The sequence below is a fragment of the Leptolyngbya sp. KIOST-1 genome (assembly GCF_000763385.1).
In the GTDB taxonomy this organism is placed as follows: Bacteria; Cyanobacteriota; Cyanobacteriia; order Phormidesmidales; family Phormidesmidaceae; genus Nodosilinea.
In genome coordinates this window covers 488,206-505,425 of the sequence record NZ_JQFA01000004.1, presented here as the reverse complement: position 1 = coordinate 505,425, position 17,220 = coordinate 488,206, and the positions used below count along the sequence as shown (strand labels likewise).

General features: G+C 60.0%; 18 protein-coding genes. 12 read left to right on the top strand and 6 right to left on the bottom strand.

The annotated features are described in order from the left end of the window. Position 1 precedes the first annotated feature (1 nt). Positions 2-664 carry a hypothetical protein gene (locus NF78_RS30485; protein WP_052050751.1) on the top strand — a complete coding sequence of 221 codons (663 nt, stop codon included), beginning with the start codon at positions 2-4 and terminating at the stop codon, positions 662-664. Between the two features lie 580 nt (positions 665-1,244). On the opposite strand, the gene NF78_RS19240 is transcribed toward NF78_RS30485, so the two are convergent. Continuing rightward, entirely contained in the window at positions 1,245-2,450 is a 1,206-nt protein-coding gene (locus tag NF78_RS19240; protein WP_318655490.1) for a bifunctional oligoribonuclease/PAP phosphatase NrnA, read from the bottom strand. A 235-nt stretch (positions 2,451-2,685) separates the two neighbouring features. Then, entirely contained in the window at positions 2,686-3,186 is a 501-nt protein-coding gene (locus NF78_RS19235; protein WP_035990917.1) for an HNH endonuclease, read from the bottom strand. 192 nt (positions 3,187-3,378) lie between these two features. On the opposite strand from NF78_RS19235, the gene alr reads away from it, so the two are divergent. After that, entirely contained in the window at positions 3,379-4,584 is a 1,206-nt protein-coding gene (alr, locus tag NF78_RS19230; RefSeq protein WP_035990915.1) for an alanine racemase, read from the top strand. Here the strand turns inward: alr and NF78_RS19225 are convergent. Continuing rightward, entirely contained in the window at positions 4,581-4,958 is a 378-nt protein-coding gene (locus tag NF78_RS19225; protein WP_052050750.1) for a hypothetical protein, read from the bottom strand. The two genes, alr and NF78_RS19225, sit on opposite strands and share 4 nt — an antisense overlap. A 255-nt stretch (positions 4,959-5,213) precedes the next feature. On the opposite strand from NF78_RS19225, the gene NF78_RS19220 reads away from it, so the two are divergent. Further along, a complete protein-coding gene (locus NF78_RS19220; RefSeq protein WP_035990912.1) occupies positions 5,214-6,674 on the top strand; it encodes a tetratricopeptide repeat protein in 1,461 nt (486 codons plus the stop codon). A 33-nt stretch (positions 6,675-6,707) separates the two neighbouring features. Here NF78_RS19220 and NF78_RS33055 read toward each other — a convergent pair whose 3' ends face one another. Next, positions 6,708-6,830, bottom strand: a complete 123-nt coding sequence (locus NF78_RS33055; protein WP_263970659.1) for a hypothetical protein — start codon at positions 6,828-6,830, stop codon at positions 6,708-6,710. Here NF78_RS33055 and NF78_RS19215 point away from each other — a divergent pair. The 6 genes from NF78_RS19215 to NF78_RS19190 all read left to right on the top strand — a co-directional run bounded on the left by NF78_RS19215 (position 6,829) and on the right by NF78_RS19190 (position 11,291). Continuing rightward, positions 6,829-7,392 carry a DUF3122 domain-containing protein gene (locus NF78_RS19215; RefSeq protein ID WP_052050749.1) on the top strand — a complete coding sequence of 188 codons (564 nt, stop codon included), beginning with the start codon at positions 6,829-6,831 and terminating at the stop codon, positions 7,390-7,392. The two genes, NF78_RS33055 and NF78_RS19215, sit on opposite strands and share 2 nt — an antisense overlap. A 677-nt stretch (positions 7,393-8,069) precedes the next feature. Beyond that, positions 8,070-8,384, top strand: a complete 315-nt coding sequence (locus tag NF78_RS19210; RefSeq protein ID WP_035993329.1) for a DUF6464 family protein — start codon at positions 8,070-8,072, stop codon at positions 8,382-8,384. Positions 8,385-8,781: 397 nt separating this feature from the next. Continuing rightward, complete coding sequence (locus NF78_RS19205) at positions 8,782-9,417, top strand: peroxiredoxin (RefSeq protein ID WP_035990910.1); 636 nt, start codon at positions 8,782-8,784, stop codon at positions 9,415-9,417. A gap of 122 nt (positions 9,418-9,539) precedes the next feature. Next, positions 9,540-10,022 (top strand): flavin reductase family protein, encoded by a 483-nt coding sequence (locus tag NF78_RS19200; protein ID WP_035990907.1) that lies wholly within the window; start codon positions 9,540-9,542, stop codon positions 10,020-10,022. A 249-nt stretch (positions 10,023-10,271) separates the two neighbouring features. Beyond that, on the top strand, positions 10,272-10,625 hold the full coding sequence (locus tag NF78_RS19195) for a phenylpyruvate tautomerase MIF-related protein (RefSeq protein WP_035990905.1): 354 nt from the start codon (positions 10,272-10,274) through the stop codon (positions 10,623-10,625). 99 nt (positions 10,626-10,724) lie between these two features. Continuing rightward, a complete protein-coding gene (locus NF78_RS19190) occupies positions 10,725-11,291 on the top strand; it encodes a hypothetical protein (protein WP_035990903.1) in 567 nt (188 codons plus the stop codon). A gap of 121 nt (positions 11,292-11,412) precedes the next feature. Here NF78_RS19190 and NF78_RS30480 read toward each other — a convergent pair whose 3' ends face one another. After that, positions 11,413-13,362, bottom strand: a complete 1,950-nt coding sequence (locus NF78_RS30480; protein WP_035990901.1) for a DNA polymerase III subunit gamma/tau — start codon at positions 13,360-13,362, stop codon at positions 11,413-11,415. Between the two features lie 59 nt (positions 13,363-13,421). Next, positions 13,422-13,880 (bottom strand): hypothetical protein, encoded by a 459-nt coding sequence (locus tag NF78_RS19180; RefSeq protein WP_035990899.1) that lies wholly within the window; start codon positions 13,878-13,880, stop codon positions 13,422-13,424. A gap of 208 nt (positions 13,881-14,088) precedes the next feature. Here NF78_RS19180 and rnhA point away from each other — a divergent pair, with 208 nt between their 5' ends. The 3 genes from rnhA to NF78_RS19165 all read left to right on the top strand — a co-directional run bounded on the left by rnhA (position 14,089) and on the right by NF78_RS19165 (position 16,776). Then, positions 14,089-14,583, top strand: coding sequence for a ribonuclease HI (gene rnhA / locus NF78_RS19175; RefSeq protein ID WP_035990897.1), 495 nt, complete (start codon positions 14,089-14,091; stop codon positions 14,581-14,583). A gap of 306 nt (positions 14,584-14,889) precedes the next feature. After that, positions 14,890-16,041 carry a glutamate--cysteine ligase gene (gene gshA, locus NF78_RS19170; protein ID WP_035990895.1) on the top strand — a complete coding sequence of 384 codons (1,152 nt, stop codon included), beginning with the start codon at positions 14,890-14,892 and terminating at the stop codon, positions 16,039-16,041. A 249-nt stretch (positions 16,042-16,290) separates the two neighbouring features. Continuing rightward, a complete protein-coding gene (locus NF78_RS19165) occupies positions 16,291-16,776 on the top strand; it encodes a tRNA (cytidine(34)-2'-O)-methyltransferase (RefSeq protein WP_035990893.1) in 486 nt (161 codons plus the stop codon). The last annotated feature ends 444 nt before the right edge of the window (positions 16,777-17,220 follow it).

Below are 17,220 nucleotides of genomic sequence, written 5' to 3'. Positions count from 1 at the left end.
CGTGTTCCAGCAGGAAGCGGCTCATCATGCCCCTGACTATGCTCCCAAGACGGTCACCACCGATGGGTGGGACGCTACCCGAGCCGCCTGGGAGGCCTTATTTCCTGGCATCGTCTGGATTCTGTGCTTTCTCCATGAAGTGATTAAAATCCGGGATTGGTGCCGCTCGAAACCCGCGCTCCGGCAACACCTCCTCGACAAACTCTGGCATGTCTATCAGGCCACCAGCAAGCGACACTTTGCTCAACGATTGCGACGGTTGCTGGAGTGGGTAAAGATGAGCACCTTGCCCAAGGCTATTGACGGGCGCTTGCGACGGCTGAAAGGCAAGTCTCGGTTCTTCCAACGAGCCTTTGACTTCCCTGACGCTTATCGCACCAGTAATCAAGTGGACCGGCCCATGAACTATCTCGACCGCACCTTATATGCCATGCAAAATTTCCACGGGAAATGGGGCTCCGCCGAGCAATCCAGTCGAGCCATGGCATTACTCTGGAACTTTCATCCATTTTGTCGCAAAACTCGGACAGCGATGGATGGCTGCTTATGCCCCTTTGAACAACTCAACGGTTTCCGCTATCACAATAACTGGGTGCGCAATCTGCTGATTGCCTCATCGTTGAATGGCAGAAGGCCGTTGCCCAAGAAAGCTGACACAAAATAAGTTGGAACTCGATCGCATTCTGGACATCCCGGTAGCGGTAAATCGGCACCTGGGCTCTAATCTCAGGGGTTAACCCCTTGATCCACTGCTGCCCGTTCCAGTGGTACTGCACAAAAAACTTCGCGCCGTTGCCCCGATCTACCCGCGTCACCTTTACCAGAGGCTGTCCGGTTCGGCTGGGATAGAAATAATCCTGCCGCTGCTGGGGTCGAACGGGCTTCTCAGGGGAGGCGGTGGCTGCAAAGTATTGCCCCCACATGCCATCGGCTGTTGCGCCCCGGTAGACGTAGCCGTCTACCGCCCCATCCTGGTCTACATGGCACCTTATATGCCATGCAAAATTTCCACGGGAAATGGGGCTCCGCCGAGCAATCCAGTCGAGCCATGGCATTACTCTGGAACTTTCATCCATTTTGTCGCAAAACTCGGACAGCGATGGATGGCTGCTTATGCCCCTTTGAACAACTCAACGGTTTCCGCTATCACAATAACTGGGTGCGCAATCTGCTGATTGCCTCATCGTTGAATGGCAGAAGGCCGTTGCCCAAGAAAGCTGACACAAAATAAGTTGGAACTAGGATTAGTCGGTGTTGATAATGCCCTCTTCAGGGTCCACCAGCCGCCACAGTTTTTGCTTGATCTGGATGTCAAACACCTCCCACTTGAGGCGGTTGTACTCCGAATTTTCGTAAAAGCCCGACAGGAACCCCACCGGAATTTCGAAGCCCCCGGCCATGGAGCGGCCGCCGCCAAAAAACCGCCCCTCGCTGTCCTGGCCAAAGGCTTCTTTGATGAACTCGTCGGGGTCGAGGGTGATCTTGCTGGTGCGCAGGGAGCCAATCACCACCTCGCGCTCCTCATCTTCGTCGTGGACGATGCCGTAGACCACGGCGGTGTGGACGTTTTCTTCGGTGACCAGGAAGTCGGCAGCCTGGGGAATGGCGTCGCGGTCGTCGTAGCGCAGGTAGCCCACCCCGGCGATCGACACGTTGTTCTGCACCTTGCGGTTGCGCAGCGATCGCTCGATCACATCCATCACCCGCTTTGACCGGGAGGCCTGGAGCACCGCGCTGAGCAACTGGCCGTCGTAAAACTGGCTCAGGTAGGCCGCCGCCATAAAATCGCTGGCCCCGGCGTGCATGAGCTGGTTGGTGTCGGCCCGCAGCCCGTGCATGAGGGCGGTGGCGCACTTGGTGTGCTTGCTGTTGTTGCGATCGAGGTTGAGCAGCCCCTGCTGGAGGTACTGGGTCAGGATCGTTGCGGTGGCTCGAATATGGGGCCGCAGGTCCACGTACTCGGCGTCGAGCTTGGACTGGGGGGAGTGGTGGTCAATCACCAGTACCAGGGGTAGGCCAGCCTCTCGCAGGTGTTCGTAGAGTTGGCTGGTGGTGCCCTGGTTGTCCACCAGCACCAACCCCTGGTAGTCGCTCAGGTGGGGGCCATCGGCGGCGGTGAGCCAGCGGCGGGCAGGCAGGCCGGTCAGACGCACCAGGGCAATGTTTTCCTGATGGCTGAGGGTGCCAGCGTAGACAATGTCGCACTCAATTTTGTAGTTGGCCGCAATCAGCTTGTAGGCCCAGGCCGACGAGAGGGCATCGGGGTCGGGAAAATCCTGCAGCAGCACCAGGTGGCGATCCTCGCGGTGGGCCTCCAGCAGGCGACGCACCGCCTGTACCGGATCTTCGGCATCGCCGTCGAGTTCAGGGTGTGGCATGAGAGAAATGGCGCTTTTGCCGTTGGGCAACGTCACCTCTGGAGCATCCGAGTCGGAGTCAAACGTCATCATGGACAGTTCCTTCTGTGCCAGCGCACCTGATATTCCACACTAAAATTTCAGTTCCTCTCCCCAGGGCCCGGACAGCCCTCCAGCCTCCCCATTGCAGTCGCAGTCGGTAGGCCGTGTAAAGCCAGAGGCGTCAGCGGTGCCAAAGCTCTATGATCATTATTACAAATTGCGGTAGAATCGCCAGCGTTGCGCCCGTTCAGGCTGCAACTTCACCCCTGCGACATAGGCCCGAGGCTTACGAAATACCGATGACGTATTTCTTCCACTCCTGGTGTACCCCGCTGTGAATTTGTCGGGTGACCTCGAAGTAGAGACTGCTGTGAGGCTTGCGGGGCTGGCTAAACAGCGGCATGTTGGCTTCCCGGGGGGTGCGGTTGCCCTTTTTAACGTTGCAGCGCACGCAGGCCGTTACCATGTTTTCCCAGGTGTCGCCGCCGCCGCGCGATCGCGGCACCACGTGGTCGAGGGTCAAGCCGTCACCGCTGTAGCTGCAATACTGGCAGGTGTGGTTGTCCCGCTGAAGCAGGTTGCGCCGGGTGAGAGGAATATCTTTGTAGGGTACCCGCACATAGTGGCGCAGACGAATGACCGTCGGCAGTGGAAAGTCGGCATAGACCAACTTGCCATTATGTTCAACCCGCTCAGCCTTACCCTTGATCACAAGAACAACAGCCCGGCGCCAGCTCGTAATATTGAGCGGTTCATAGGAGGCATTGAGCACCAGAACCTTACTCATTCTTTTGCGTGGTAATTGGCTAAAGAATATAAGCCCGATGGTAGCACAGAAGCTAAATGGCGGGGTTTGGCTGCTGGTACACTGCCTCGAAGCCCGGTTTGCGGTGGCTCGGTTTTAGCAGGGCATCTGGCGCTATGATTCAGTCGCTAGCCCCAAAACCCTCGGACAGCTTGTGGTGAAGGAGGAGGAACGATGTTGAGTTGGGATCAAACCCCTAGCCTGGCCCCCAGCCTGGAGCCCATGCGCTGCTGCCGAGCCTGGGTTGAAATTGACCTGGGGGCCCTGCGGCACAACGTGCGCCAGCTGAAGGGTCTGCTGCCCGCCGCCGCCCAGCTGATGGCTGTCGTCAAAGCCGACGCCTACGGGCACGGGGCTGTGACGGTGGCCCAGACCGCCCTCCAGGCCGGAGCCGCCTGGCTGGGGGTCGCCACCGTTCCCGAGGGCATTGAGCTGCGCGCAGCGGGTATTCAAGCACCCATTTTGGTGATGGGGGCCGTCAACAGCCCCGAAGAAATGCAGGCGATCGCCCACTGGCGGCTTCAGCCCACCCTGGTCAACCCCAAGCAGGCCCTGGTCTTTTCTGACACGCTCTCGGGGCTGGCGGCGGCCCGACCCCTGGTTGTGCACCTCAAAATTGACACCGGCATGACCCGGCTGGGGTTCCCCTGGGCCGAGGCCGTCGATTTCGTCAGGTTTGTGCGCCAGCTGCCCCACCTCAAAATCGACAGTCTCTACTCTCACCTGGCCACCGCCGACAGCCCCGACCCAGCCATCATGGCGCAGCAGCACCAGCGGTTTCGGGCAGCGCTGGGGCAGCTCCAGCAGCAGCAGTTGCTCCCCCCCCGGCTGCACCTGGCCAACACGGCAGCCACCCTGGCCGACCCCGCCCTGCACTACGACCTGGTACGGGTGGGGCTGGGCCTCTACGGTCTCTATCCGGCCCCCCACCTCCAGGGCCGGGTCGATCTGCGGCCGGTGATGCAGGTCAAGGCCCGCATCACCCACCTCAAAGATGTGCCCGCCGGAACCGGGGTCAGCTACGGCCATCAATACGTGTGCGATCGCCCCATGCGGCTGGCGGTGGTGGGCGTTGGCTATGCCGACGGGGTACCCCGCGTCCTCTCCAATCGGCTGCAGGTCATGGTCAAGGGCCAGCTGGCCCGGCAGGTTGGGGCGATCACGATGGATCAGCTGATGCTGGATGTCAGCCGCATCCCCAACCTGCAGGAGGGGGACGTGGTCACGCTGCTGGGCCGCGACGGGCCCCACGCCATCGGGCCTGACGACTGGGCCGCCATGGCCAACACCATCAGCTGGGAAATTCTCTGCGGTTTCAAGCACCGGCTGCCCCGCATTGCCGTGCAGCAGAGCCTGGGGGCAGCCGCCGTCCCCAGCTAGAAGGAGGCCGATCGCTCCAGCTGAGCGACCCGGGTTTCCAGCTGCCGGACCTGCTGCCGGAGTTCGATCGCCAGGGTGGCCAGGTTGTCGAACTGCTGCTCCAGCGATGGCTCTGGGTTAGGCCGGGCGGCGGGGGCGGGCAAGTTGGGAGCCGGTCGGGGAGAACCCGCCAGCCGGGATTCGATCTGCCTGAACTGCGATCGCAGACGACCCAGCTCAGATTCCAGGCGGTTGAGCCGCGATTCTATCCGGACCTCGCTCTGGGCCTGGGCGTATTGTCCCAGCCCCAACCAGATCCAAAGGCCCAGCACCAGGGCCAGGGTCCACCGCGCGATCGCCCTACGGGCCCTCTGCCTGCTGTCGCTATCCTGCATAGCTACCTCCTAACGCGTATAAATTGGCTGACGGATCGCGATCGCAGTGCCCCAATGCTCTGCCCGATGCAGAGAAAACTGCTCTGCAATTCCCCAAAAACTCTTAAAACCTATGCTCTCATCCTAAATAAGCTGACATATCATTAGCGCCAGGGACGATCGCCAAATGCGTAAGTGGGTATTCTGACAACAGCTCCGCTTCAGGGGCCGCACCCATCTACTCAATCTGCACACACCGCTGGTGAAGGGGAAGCCATGAAATTGCGTTATTTTGCCGTGCTGCTCGGCCTGGGACTGGTGGCGGGGGTAACGCCCCTGGGGGTCTACGCCCAAACCCCGACAGCCGAACCCGACCTGGTCGTACCAGAGGTAGAGATTCTGCCTGAGACGCCCGAGGCAGAGGCTGAAGCCGAGCCGGCTGAACCTGGACTCACGGCGGTTGGTGCCTACAACCTGGGCGTTGAGCGCTACAACCAAGGCAACTACGAAGCCGCCCTCGAAGCCTTTAATCTAGCCATCGAACGCGATCCGTCCCTGGCCGATGCCTACCTGTACCGGGGCCTGATCTTGGCCCGTCAGGGCAATTACGATCGCGCCCTGGCCGATATCAACCAGGCCCTCAGCCTCAGTCCCGGCAACGCCAACGCCCTGTTTGCCCGAGGCAGTGTCTACTTCCGCCAGAACAACCCCACCGCCGCCCAGGCCGACTTTAACGCAGCCCTGGAAGCCAATCCCGACGCGGTCAATGTCTACCTCTACCGGGGCCTGGTCGATACTCAGCAGGGGCGTAACGACCTGGCCCTGGAGGACTTCTCCACCGCCATTGAGCTTGACCCCACCAACCCCACCGCCTTCCTGCTGCGGGGCTTTGCCCTGGAGCGGGTGAACAACTACAGCGACGCCGTCACCGACTTTAGCCGCGCCATCGAGCTGCGGGGTGATCTGCCGAGGGCCTACATGGGGCGGGGGGTCGCCTACTACCACCTGGGGCTCTACGACGCCGCCCTGGAGGATCTCAACCAGGCCATCCGGCTCGACCCCGACCTGGCCCGGGCCTACCTCAACCGCAGCCACGTCTTCTTCCGTCAGGGACGGCCCAACCGCGCCCTGCAAGACCTCGATCGCGCCCTGCAGCTCAATCCCAGCCTGACTGAAGCCTACATGAGTCGGGGTACCATTCGCGCTGCTCAAAATAACCTGACCGGCGCCCAGCAGGACTTCGCCCGCGTGCTCCAGCTCAACCCTGACTCGGCTATGGCCTACAAACTCAGGGGCGACGCGCTGCTGCAGGCGGGGGATGCCACCGCTGCGATCGCAGACTACACCGAGGCCCTATTCCTCGACCCCACCTTCGCCGCAGCGCTCAAAGCCCGGGGCGACGCCCGCAAGGCGACGGGGGATGTGTTTGGCGCGATCGACGACTACAGTCAGGCCCTGGAGGTGCAGCCCAACTTCCCGGAAGCGTTCTCGGCGCGGGGGTCAGCCTACCTGCAGGTGAACCAATCCCAGAATGCCTACCAGGATCTCACCCAGGCCATTATCAATGCCCCCAACCGGGCCGATGCCAGACTGTTCTACAACCGCGGCCTGGTGCGGGCCCGCCTGGGCGACGACGCCGGTGCCCGCCGCGATTTTGAGCAGGCCGCTCAACTCTTCCTGCAGCAGGGCGAAGCCGCTGGGTATCGGCGGACGCTGAACCAGATGAGCCAGCTGTAGCGGTCCAGCGCAACCAACCTAGGGTGCATGCCCTCAGGGTTGGAGATTGAGGCGGGGTACAGTAGGAATATGACCCGACAGGGCCAGGGGAGCGTCGCGATCGCTGCGCTCCCCTGGTTCATATCGCCCCACCGTCTTTTCGTCTCCATCTCCCATGGCTTACCTCTGGCGCGCCCTGCGGCTCACAATTCTGGCCCTGGTCCTGGGCTGTCTACTGCTGCTGGCCCTGGCAGAGCCGGCGGTGGCCTCGGTGCACACCTACCACGAGCGACCCGGCCAGACCACCTACCGATCGCGCCAGAGTCTGCGCGACCAGAACGATATTGCCTGGCAGGCAACGGTTTTTAAGCGCTACACCGAGGGCCAATCGGAGGGCGTCTACCTGCGGCTGGTGGGGTTTCCGGGGCGAGGCATTGTCGATCGCCAGGGCGAGTTGTCGGTGCAGGGCGGCACAACGACGCAGTGGGCCGCGCCGCCCTGCTTGGATGCCCAGACCCAAACCCTGCCAGAAAATGTGGCCCAGTACGACGTGGAGGCCATTTTTAGCCACATTCAGCGGCCTGGCCCCCTGACCCTGGTAGTGCCCCTGGCGTCTAAAACAGTAGCTCGATTGGTGGTCGCACCCTACGTGGTAGACGAATGGCTCCAGGTCTATGGCCTGGACGATGATTTCAGGGGCGATAATTTCAGGGGCGATCGCCCAATCAGCCAGTTCTGAAGCGTCTCTGGTGGGGCACCTCGGCCGGAGCGCATTTTTTTCGCAAACCGTCCGGATTGCGCCGAAGGCCTGTGAATAGAGTTCGAATAGTCGGCTAAGGTCACGGCCGACGCAGGAACGGAGCAATGGCCAGAGACAACACGGGATGGAGGAAATTTTAAAAATAAAAAGCCGGGTAAGGCGCTATCACTGAGGAGCGAACCTCCACAATGTCCTGTGGCCCTACCCGGTCTTAGCTTTGGAGCACACGCGAGTCTACAGGATGTTTAGATAATCGGTCATAGTCCAGAATCCGCCAATACATGAAAGTTCTGGAAAGTTCAGGACCTTGTTCAGGTGGTGGAGAAACGGCCTTGTTTTGGGCGAGAACTGGGTCAAAAATCGTTCCTTCACCCATCACAACCCTCAATTTATCCCGAAACCGCCGCAGCCGGGAACTTTTTCGGCGTGGCTGCGTCTTTACTGCGCCGAATTTGCACTGGTGTCGGGAAGAGGCGATCGCTGGCTATAAATTCAGCCTACCCAGGTTCGCCCCGTCAGGCCGCACAACATTGCGAAAGACTAAGTATTGCGAAAGACTAAGTAACGCAACGGTACGTACCAATCCCCCACGGCTGACGGATGACCGGCCAAGGCGTCACGTTAGGATGATCCTGCTGGTTTCATACGTCAGGTTCATGCTCGTTATTCTTTTGATTTTCGTAATCGGTCTCACCCCGGCCATCGTGTCGGCCTGGATGAGCGTTCGTGCCGACCGCGACGACAAGAACAGCACGATTGCGGCTGCATCCACCACCTCGGGGCAGGGCCTGTTCAAGCTGCTCGACAGCGGGCCTGACCTCCACTACGTCGATGGCATGGGCTACATGATTGGCGACATTACCTGCGACCTGAATGCGCGATCGCCCTACCTGCGCTGCGCCATCAACCCCATGGGTCCCTGCGATGGGTGTAGCGCCTACGCCCCGAAGGTCTTCGATCGCCAGGTGTAGGCCCGTGCCCCCCGCACTGGTTGGTCGCGAGTAGACCGCAGAACATTAGCCGTGGCAAGCATCGAAATACAGGCACCTGGGTTTTCTGGGTGCCTTCTTGTTGAGACAATGGGAGCGCTAGGGGGCAGAATCCGAGGCTAGAGCCGAGAACCCCCAGCCCTTAATAGCATCAGTCAGCCCACCCCTCTCCATGCCTGGAACCTGACACCTGACACCCCGCAAAGGTAACTCCCCCAGGCAACACCCGGTGCCACACCCCCGCCCCCAAGGCCTGGCGCACCAATCCTTAAAACAAACCTCTAAACTCCGACCGGAATACCGGGGTTTATGGCAGAATAGCGAAAGTGAACGCTAGGCAACGTTTTTGCACCCTTGTCGAGATTAACGGAGATTTTAGATGGCGCTTCAACTTGGCGATCAGGTACCCAACTTCACCCAGCAGAGCAGCGAAGGTGAAATCGATTTTTACAGCTGGGCCGGCGATAGCTGGGTGGTGCTGTTCTCCCACCCCGCTGACTACACCCCGGTCTGCACCACCGAGCTGGGCAGCGTAGCTCGGCTCAAGCCCGAATTTGAAAAGCGCAACGCTAAGGTGATCGCGCTCAGCGTTGACAGCGCCGACTCCCACCAGGGCTGGATTGGCGACATCAACGAAACCCAGGGCGTAACGGTCAACTACCCCATCCTGGCCGATGACGACAAAAAGGTTTCTGACCTCTACGGCATGATTCACCCCAACGCCAACGCCAAGGTCACTGTGCGCAGTGTATTTGTGATTGACCCCAACAAAAAACTGCGGCTGACCATCACCTATCCGCCCAGCACCGGTCGCAACTTCGCAGAAATTCTGCGGGTTATCGACTCCCTACAGCTGACCGACAACTACAGCGTGGCCACCCCCGTTGACTGGAAGGATGGTGACGACGTGGTAGTCGCTCCTACGATTCCCACCGAAGAAGCCAAGCAACGCTTTCCCAAGGGCGTCACAGAGATCAAGCCCTACCTGCGCATGACCCCCCAGCCCAACAAGTAAGCTCAGGGTATCAATTACAGCCGGGGCGCACTGTAGTGCGCCTTTTTTATGCCAAATTGAGTAGATAAAGACGGCGATCGCTGTATTAAACTCGCTCTAGAGACGCATTCCGCAGGTACATCGTGCTAGACGAACAGGCTAAAAAGACGCTTTTGCGCAAAATTCCCCACGGCCTCTACATCTGTGGCGTTAAAGATGGGGAAGAGGTGAACGGATTTACCGCTAGCTGGGTGATGCAGGCCTCCTTTCAGCCGCCTTTGGTCGTCAACTGCGTTAAAAACGACTCCACCTCCCACGCCATGGTCAAATCCAGCGGGGTGTTTGCCCTCAGCTTTTTGGAGGCGGGGCAAAAAGAGCTGGCCCAAAACTTTTTCAAGCCGCTGCGCCGGGTGGGCAACAAGTTCGAGGACATTGAGTTTTACCCCGGTCCCGAAACCGGTTGCCCCATCATCAAAGACACCCTGGGCTATGTGGAGTGCCGGGTGGTGGGCAGCGTAGAGCATGGCGACCACACCGTGTTTGTCGGCGAAGTAGTCGGTGCCGCCCTTCACCGCGACGGCGAACCCCTGCTGCTGGAGAGCACCGGCTGGAACTACGGGGGCTAAAGGGGTGGATGGGTAGATGGGTGAATGGGTGAGTGAAATACCGTGAACTTGGAGTTTGCTACGCCTCTGCCAGTACCACCCTCGCCCACGGCTCCAGCACCACTGCTCGGCAAGCTGTGGCTGAATTATTGGCATCAATCAAAACTTCGACGCCTCTCGCAGGGGCAAACGGTCGTTTGCCCTTAACCAAATCCACGCCTCAATTCAGCAACGGCCGCCATTTCTACATCCCTTACCCATGCCAGCACCATGCCGCTGATCAAAGTGCAGACCTCCATCGACTCTCCCGACCAGACGCAGGTGGAGAGCTTACTCAAAGACCTTTCCGCCAGCTTGGCCACTCACCTGGGCAAGCCCGAATCCTACGTGATGACGGCTTTTGAGGCCGGGGTGCCGATGACCTTTGCGGGCACCACCGAGCCGGTGTGCTACGTCGAGATCAAAAGTGTGGGCACCATGGGCAGCGCCAAGACCAGCACCATGAGTCAGGAATTCTGTGCTCAGCTGGAGAGCGCCCTTGGGGTGCCCAAAAACCGCATCTACATTGAATTTGCCGATGCCCAGGGCGCGATGTGGGGCTGGAACGGCGGCACCTTTGGCTAGGGAAAGTCCCAGACAGGGCTGATTTAATCGTGCTTGGGAGAGATGACTGCGCTCACGGTTTTTTGCACACTTGGCTGGTAGCAAGACGGCTTACTCACCATGGGAAACCCTGCCACCCTCAATCTGATTCTGGCTACCGCTTCGATACCTGCCCTGGTCGGCCTGAGCACCCTCTCCCCGTTGGTGCCCGATGCGGTTGCCAGTGCTGTCGCTCAGGCAGACTTTGAATTTCAGCCCGAGTCCCTGGATCCAGAGCGCGAGGGATTAGAGGCTGTCTATGTTGACACCGCAGGCAATCTGCTCGGTACTTTTGTAATGATTCCAGGGGCGCGGCTCAGGGTTGATGCTAGCGGTCAGATTGAGGTGGAGCGGCGAGACTTCACGACCGAAGTCACCTATTTCAACGATGGCCGCATTCGCACCCTGGGGAATGCCCTGTTTGTCTATGCCACTAGCGGCCGTATTCGCAGTGTTCACGGCATCAACTTTAACTACTTCAGCAGCGGGCGCTTGAGAGCTGTGGGCCATACATTGCTTAACTACTCCCGTCAGGGGCGGCTTCAGCGGATTGCCGATGTCTCGCTGGACTACGATAGCAGCGGCGCCCTGAGACGGATTAGCCAAAATCAAACCCGCGATGGCGTTCGCGTTGTGGTCATCAATTAGTTAGTTATAGCTATAGCCATCGCTTCAGGGGCATTGGTCATGCCCTAACGGTGCTGGCGATGGCTATAACTCGGCTAAACCCGGTGGTGTCAGTTTGTGGCATCGTCCCTAAAAGGGAACATCAAAAGGGAACATCTCGATCGGGGTGAGAGGGTTGTTTAGCGGCGGCATCGGAAGGTTTGAGGGGCATGTTGCCCAGGTTTGAGCCGAGGTCATCGCCTCCATCAACGACATGACCGTTGAAGAACTGGGCAAAGTTCTTTACCGCTCGCTCCAGTTCGCTGGCGATCGCAGGCTGGGGCGGCATCTCGGTCACAGGCTCTGGCTGGGGCTCTGGTTGCGGATTTGGGGCCAAAGCTGGGGCATCGATCGCCACAGGTGCTGCAGTAGACGGGGACACTGCGGGCTGGGGTGACGGAACCGGGCTGGGGGCGGACGGTGGACCGTCGTTGCGCTGAGCAGGTAGCCCAGGCGCTGGGGCCTCAGGCTTTGGGTCGGGCAGCACCTCCAGAGACACCTGTACGGATTGCCCGGTCACCTTCTGAAACGCAGCTTCAATATTGGCAATTCGCCCCTGGGCCATCTTAAACAAGGGCTTGGAGCTGATGCCGACTCGAGCTACAACGCCGTCGTAAAGCAGCAGGCTGCCCTGCTGCTGCATCAGGGCGCGGGTGCCCAGGGGCTCCAGGGTGGCAATCACCCGCAACCATAGCTCGGGCAGGTTGGCATCCGTGGCGATCGCTGGGGTGGCGGCGGGCGGTGGCGGCGGCCCGGCGGTGGCGGCTTCTGGGGCCGGCGGTGGCGGGACGGCCCCGTTGTCGAGAGCGGCGATCGGAGCAGCGGGAGGAACCTGGGCGGGGGCGGCGGCGACCGGGGTCGAAGCCTGGGGAAGCGGAACTGGAGCGGTCGGAGCCGGGGAAACCGGAGACTGGACCGGAGCGCTTCTCAATCCACCGCTCTGCCGTGGAGCCAGATCGGCCAGGGCCGACGGCAGCAGTCCCAGCAGCGTGACCTCCAGCCACAATCGGGGCTGGGTGGTGTTTTTGACCTGTACCTCGGCGCTACGCAGGTGCTGTTGGCCCAGCAATAGCACCGTTGTGTCCAGATTTTCCACCAGGGTCTGCATGTCGGCCCAGGTGGGAGGGGTGATGGCGACCAGATCCTGGCGATCGCCCGCCGTTTTGGCGATCAGCAAGTCGCGGTAGAACCCGGCCAGGTTTTGTAGCACAATCAGCGGCTCTCGACCCCGATCCATCAGCTTGCGGGCTCCGTCGAGCACAGCGGTCCCGTCATCGCTGAGAATGGCCCGCACCAGGGTCAGCAGGTCCCGCTCCGGCACCGCCCCCACCAGATCCCACACGGCATCAGCCCCAATCGGCGGCTCCAGCAGGCTCAGCTGGTCGAGTAAACTCTGGGCATCGCGCAGCCCCCCCTGGGACACCTGGGCCACCAGCCGCAGGGCTTCGTCGTCGATCGCAATGTGTTCTAGATCGGCAATTTTTCGCAGATGCCCAATCATCGGCTCCAGGGGAATGCGCCGATAGTCGAACCGCTGACACCGCGAAATAATCGTCGGCAGCACCCGCTGAGGGTCGGTGGTGGCCAGGATAAACACCACGTTGCTGGGCGGCTCCTCCAGCGTTTTCAGCAGCGCATTAAACGCCGCTGTGCTGAGCATATGACACTCGTCAATGACATAGACCTTGTAGCGGCACTGCACCGGGGCAAACTGGGCCCGCTCGATCAGTTCGCGGATGTTGTCCACGCCTGTGTTGCTGGCGGCGTCGATCTCAATAAAGTCGAGGGCGGAGCCGTTGGTGATCGAGCGGCAGGTTTCGCAGGTGCCACAGGGCTCTGGGGTAGGGTGGTCCTGGGCAATACAGTTGAGCGATTTGGCCAGAATGCGGGCGCTGGAGGTTTTGCCCGTGCCCCTGGGGCCACAGAACAGGTAAGCGGGAGCAATCCGTCGCTGGCTTAGGGCATTGGCCAGGGTGGTGGCGATCGCATTCTGCCCCACCAGAGCGCTAAAGGTCTGGGGGCGATACTTGTGGTGCAGCGGTTCGTAGGCCATAGCACTAAGATACCGCGCTGGCCCCCTTCTCTGGGTGTTTAGTATTGCCCTGGCTCGACTCAGGGTGAAGGCACCGACTGCCAGTGTTCTGGAAAATCAATGACCAGTGTGTCCAGTTCTGAACTGGCGCAGGGACTCCCCCGTCCACGCGACTTACCCATGCGCGCCTGGGTCTGCCGGGCCAGGGCTTTTACCTGCTCGACCGCGGCAGAAATGTCCTGCCGTCGCTGGTCGTGGCCATGGGGGTCCGGCGGCGGAATGGGCAGACGGGCGGCCAGGGCAATCTCAGTTTCTCCCCGATCGCGGGTATAGCCCTGGAAATAGGCCAGGGCCAGCCGCCGAAAGAGACTCTTCAGGTGGTTGGGCAGGGCGCTTTCCACCTGGGCTGGCTTTTCCAAAGCATCGACCAACTGCCCCATGGCGTGGGCAATCAGCATGTTGTCTGGACCGCTGGTGGGGTAGATATCCTTAAGATCCAGCCAGCAGGCTTCAAACGCCTCCAATTCGCGTAGCATCATGGGGATAACTGACCTTTAAAGGGGGTTAGCTATGGCAGAGGTAGATGCAGCATGGCCATGACCTTGCCCAGGAGTTTGTCCTGGGTTGGATATGTGGCACCGGGGGAAGAGAATTTGAGCCCACCGTTGTCCTATGGTTAAGGGTGCCCCCTCCAATCCCAGACTCTACAGGGATGAATCTGCAACTTGTAAGGATTTAAGAAGACGAATGACGATTATTGAGCGAATTTACACCGATGGCGCTTGCTCTGGTAACCCTGGCCCTGGCGGCTGGGGCACAGTCCTGTACCTGGCCGATGGGGGAGTGCACGAGCTGGGCGGCGGGGCGGCCCAAACCACCAATAACCGGATGGAGATGCAGGCCGCGATCGCAGGGCTCACCCTCCTGCGCGACAGCGGCCAGACTAAGCCCGTCACCATTCACACCGACAGTGAGTACGTGCTCAAGGGCATCACCCAATGGATCGCAGGCTGGAAGCGGCGGGGCTGGGTGAACTCAGCCAAAAAGCCCGTGCTCAACCGCGACCTGTGGGAAGCCCTGGATGAGTTGACCACCGAAGTCAACCGGACCCTCGATCGCCCCCTGCAGTGGATCTATGTACGGGGCCATTCGGGCGACGCTGGCAACGAGCGCTGCGACACCATTGCCCGCGCCTTTGCGGCCAAGCGAGCGATCGCGCTGACCACGGCCCCGCTGCCCTAAGGCGTGTGGGAGCTTGCCACCCCTCGGTATCAGCTTTGCCAGGCCCGACCAACACAACCAGATGGGGACTGTGCCGGTTGATTCCAGACCATCAGAGCTGGTTGACGACAGCCCCAAGCACCTCCGCTAAACCCAAGCGCCCTGGCTTTACGCTGCCCTGGTTGTTGAGGGGCAGGATGTCGATAGGATGAAGACAGAAGGCAACGGCTGAGTCTGAACAGAGGACGCCTGAACAGATGCGGCCGAACCCGATCGATCCTAAATACTCTGAATATATATAGTGTGCTGTCTCCAGCGAGGAATGCCGTGCTGCTGTCCAAAGGGTTTGAAATTGAGATGTATACCGGCACTCCCGCCGGGGAAATTGTCGGTCTCTCCGATCGCATCGTGGCTGACCTCAACGGCTTTGTGCGCGAGCCCGACAGCCGCAATGTGGAGTACACCACGCCACCCCTCTGTCAGTACGAAAAACTGCTGTGCGAGCTGGTGCGCCCCCGCCATGAGTTGCGCCGCTACCTCCAGGGGCTGGGCGATTACACCCTGGTTCCCGGCAGCACCCTGGCGTTGGAACCCTCCGATCGCTTTTATCGCTCCGACCCCAGCAACCCCTACCACAGCTATATCGAGCAGACCTACGGCACCACCGTCGTCACCGCTAGCGTCCATATCAACATCGGCATCTCGGATCCCGAGGTACTGATGCGCGCCTGCCGTCTGGTCAGAGTCGAAGCTCCTCTATACCTGGCCTTGACCGCGTCGTCGCCGTTCTTGCGCGGCCAGCCCACGGGGTCCCACTCCAGCCGCTGGCAGGTCTTTCCCAAAACGCCGCCCGTCGTGCCCCTGTTTACCAGTCACAGCCACCACATTCAATGGATGGAGGCCCAGCTGGCGGCGGGCACCATGCAAAATGTGCGCCATCTGTGGTCGGCGGTGCGGCCCAACGGCGATCGCCGTCCCTACAACCTCAATCGCCTGGAGCTGCGGATTTGCGACTTGATCAGCGATCCGGTAGCGCTGCTGGCGGTCACCGCCCTCCTGGAGGCCCGGCTGATTCAGCTGATCCAGAATCCTGAGCTGGATCCCCTCAAGCTCAGTAATTTTCCTGCCGCCAGCCGCAACCAGGACCTGGTCGCCCTGAGCGATGCCAACGAAGCCGCCGCCGCCCAGCACAGCCTTGACGCCGAACTGCACCACTGGCAGGACGGTCGCCCGATCCTGGCCCGCCAGTGGGTGCAGCAGCTTTACGACGAGGCATGGCCCATTGCCAAGGCCAACGGCATCAGCTGTTTTCTCAGCCCGGTTAAGAAAATTTTGCGGGAAGGCAATGAGGCCCAGCGTTGGCTGCGCCGGTACGAAGCTAGTCAGTCAGTGCCGGAGGTTTTGCAGCGGGCGATCGCCGAGGTCGCTGCTCACGAAGCCAGCCTGGCCCGAGACCTCTGCGAGCCCTGTGCCGCCTAAGGAACTTCAGGTCGGCCAAGGCACATAGTTACTTATAGGTGTAATAAGGAAAGCTTTTCGGTAAGCGCTGGATTTACAGGCTGTGGGTCAATTCTGCGCCAGGGCCTGACCACAGTGAAACTACCGAAAGAAGTATTAATAAAATCTATATCCCCTGGACATTTTCTCCCCTGCTATGGATGTAGCTCAGTTCCCAAGGGGAAGTTGTCAGTTTAATGCTGCTCTAGTCGTGGTTTGGTTCTGCCTCCTATGCCGTTTATCGTTCTGGTCAATCCCCAAATCCCACCCAATACGGGCAATATCGCCCGTACCTGCGCCGCTACGGCCACGCCGTTGCACCTAGTTGGGCCTATTGCCTTTGATTTGAGCGATCGCGCCCTCAAGCGAGCTGGCCTGGATTACTGGCCCCAGGTTGACCTAACGCTGCACACCGACTGGGACGCTTTTCAGGCCCAAAAGCAGCAGCGGCCCGGCCGAACCATTGGCTTTAGTACCTCTGGGCGATGTAGCTATACAGATTTGGTCTATCGGCCCGACGACTGGCTGTTGTTCGGCAGCGAGACCGAGGGTCTGCCCCAATCGGTACTGACCAGCTGCGATCAGACTGCCTTTATCCCCATGGATCGCAGCGTTGTCCGCAGCCTAAACCTCTCGGTAAGTGCGGCCGTGGGTCTGTTTGAGGCTCTGCGGCAGCTCCAGTGGTCCCCTTCTACACCCGGAACAGTCCAGGGGTAAACGGGGCTTGAATTCAACCGGAAATGCCGGTTGGTTAGCGATCGCGTCCCCTGCCGGCAGCCCCAAACCCCTCCCCTGGCAGGGGAAGGGACGTCGGCCTTTACCACCCTGGCCGCAGTTCTATCAATAGCCATTGAGTAATCGATACACCGGCTCGCAGAGCTTTGGGTTAAACCGGCATAGAAAGGTCTGAACTCCTGAGTTTTCGCTGTTTTTTAGGATTTGACCCCCAACTTCCGGCTTGACTTAAAGACCATCCATACTCAAAAAAAAGCCGCTAAAAATAAGCGGTTGTCGAGGATACAAAAAAGGATGGCTCTAGATAAGAAATTTATATCACCTGTCACAATCGCCCCTCTTTTGGGGTTAGCCCAGGGTTTAAAGCCCCTGATCAAGGCTGTTGCCAAAACCCCGATCAGGCTCTCAATTCAAGGCTTTCCAAGC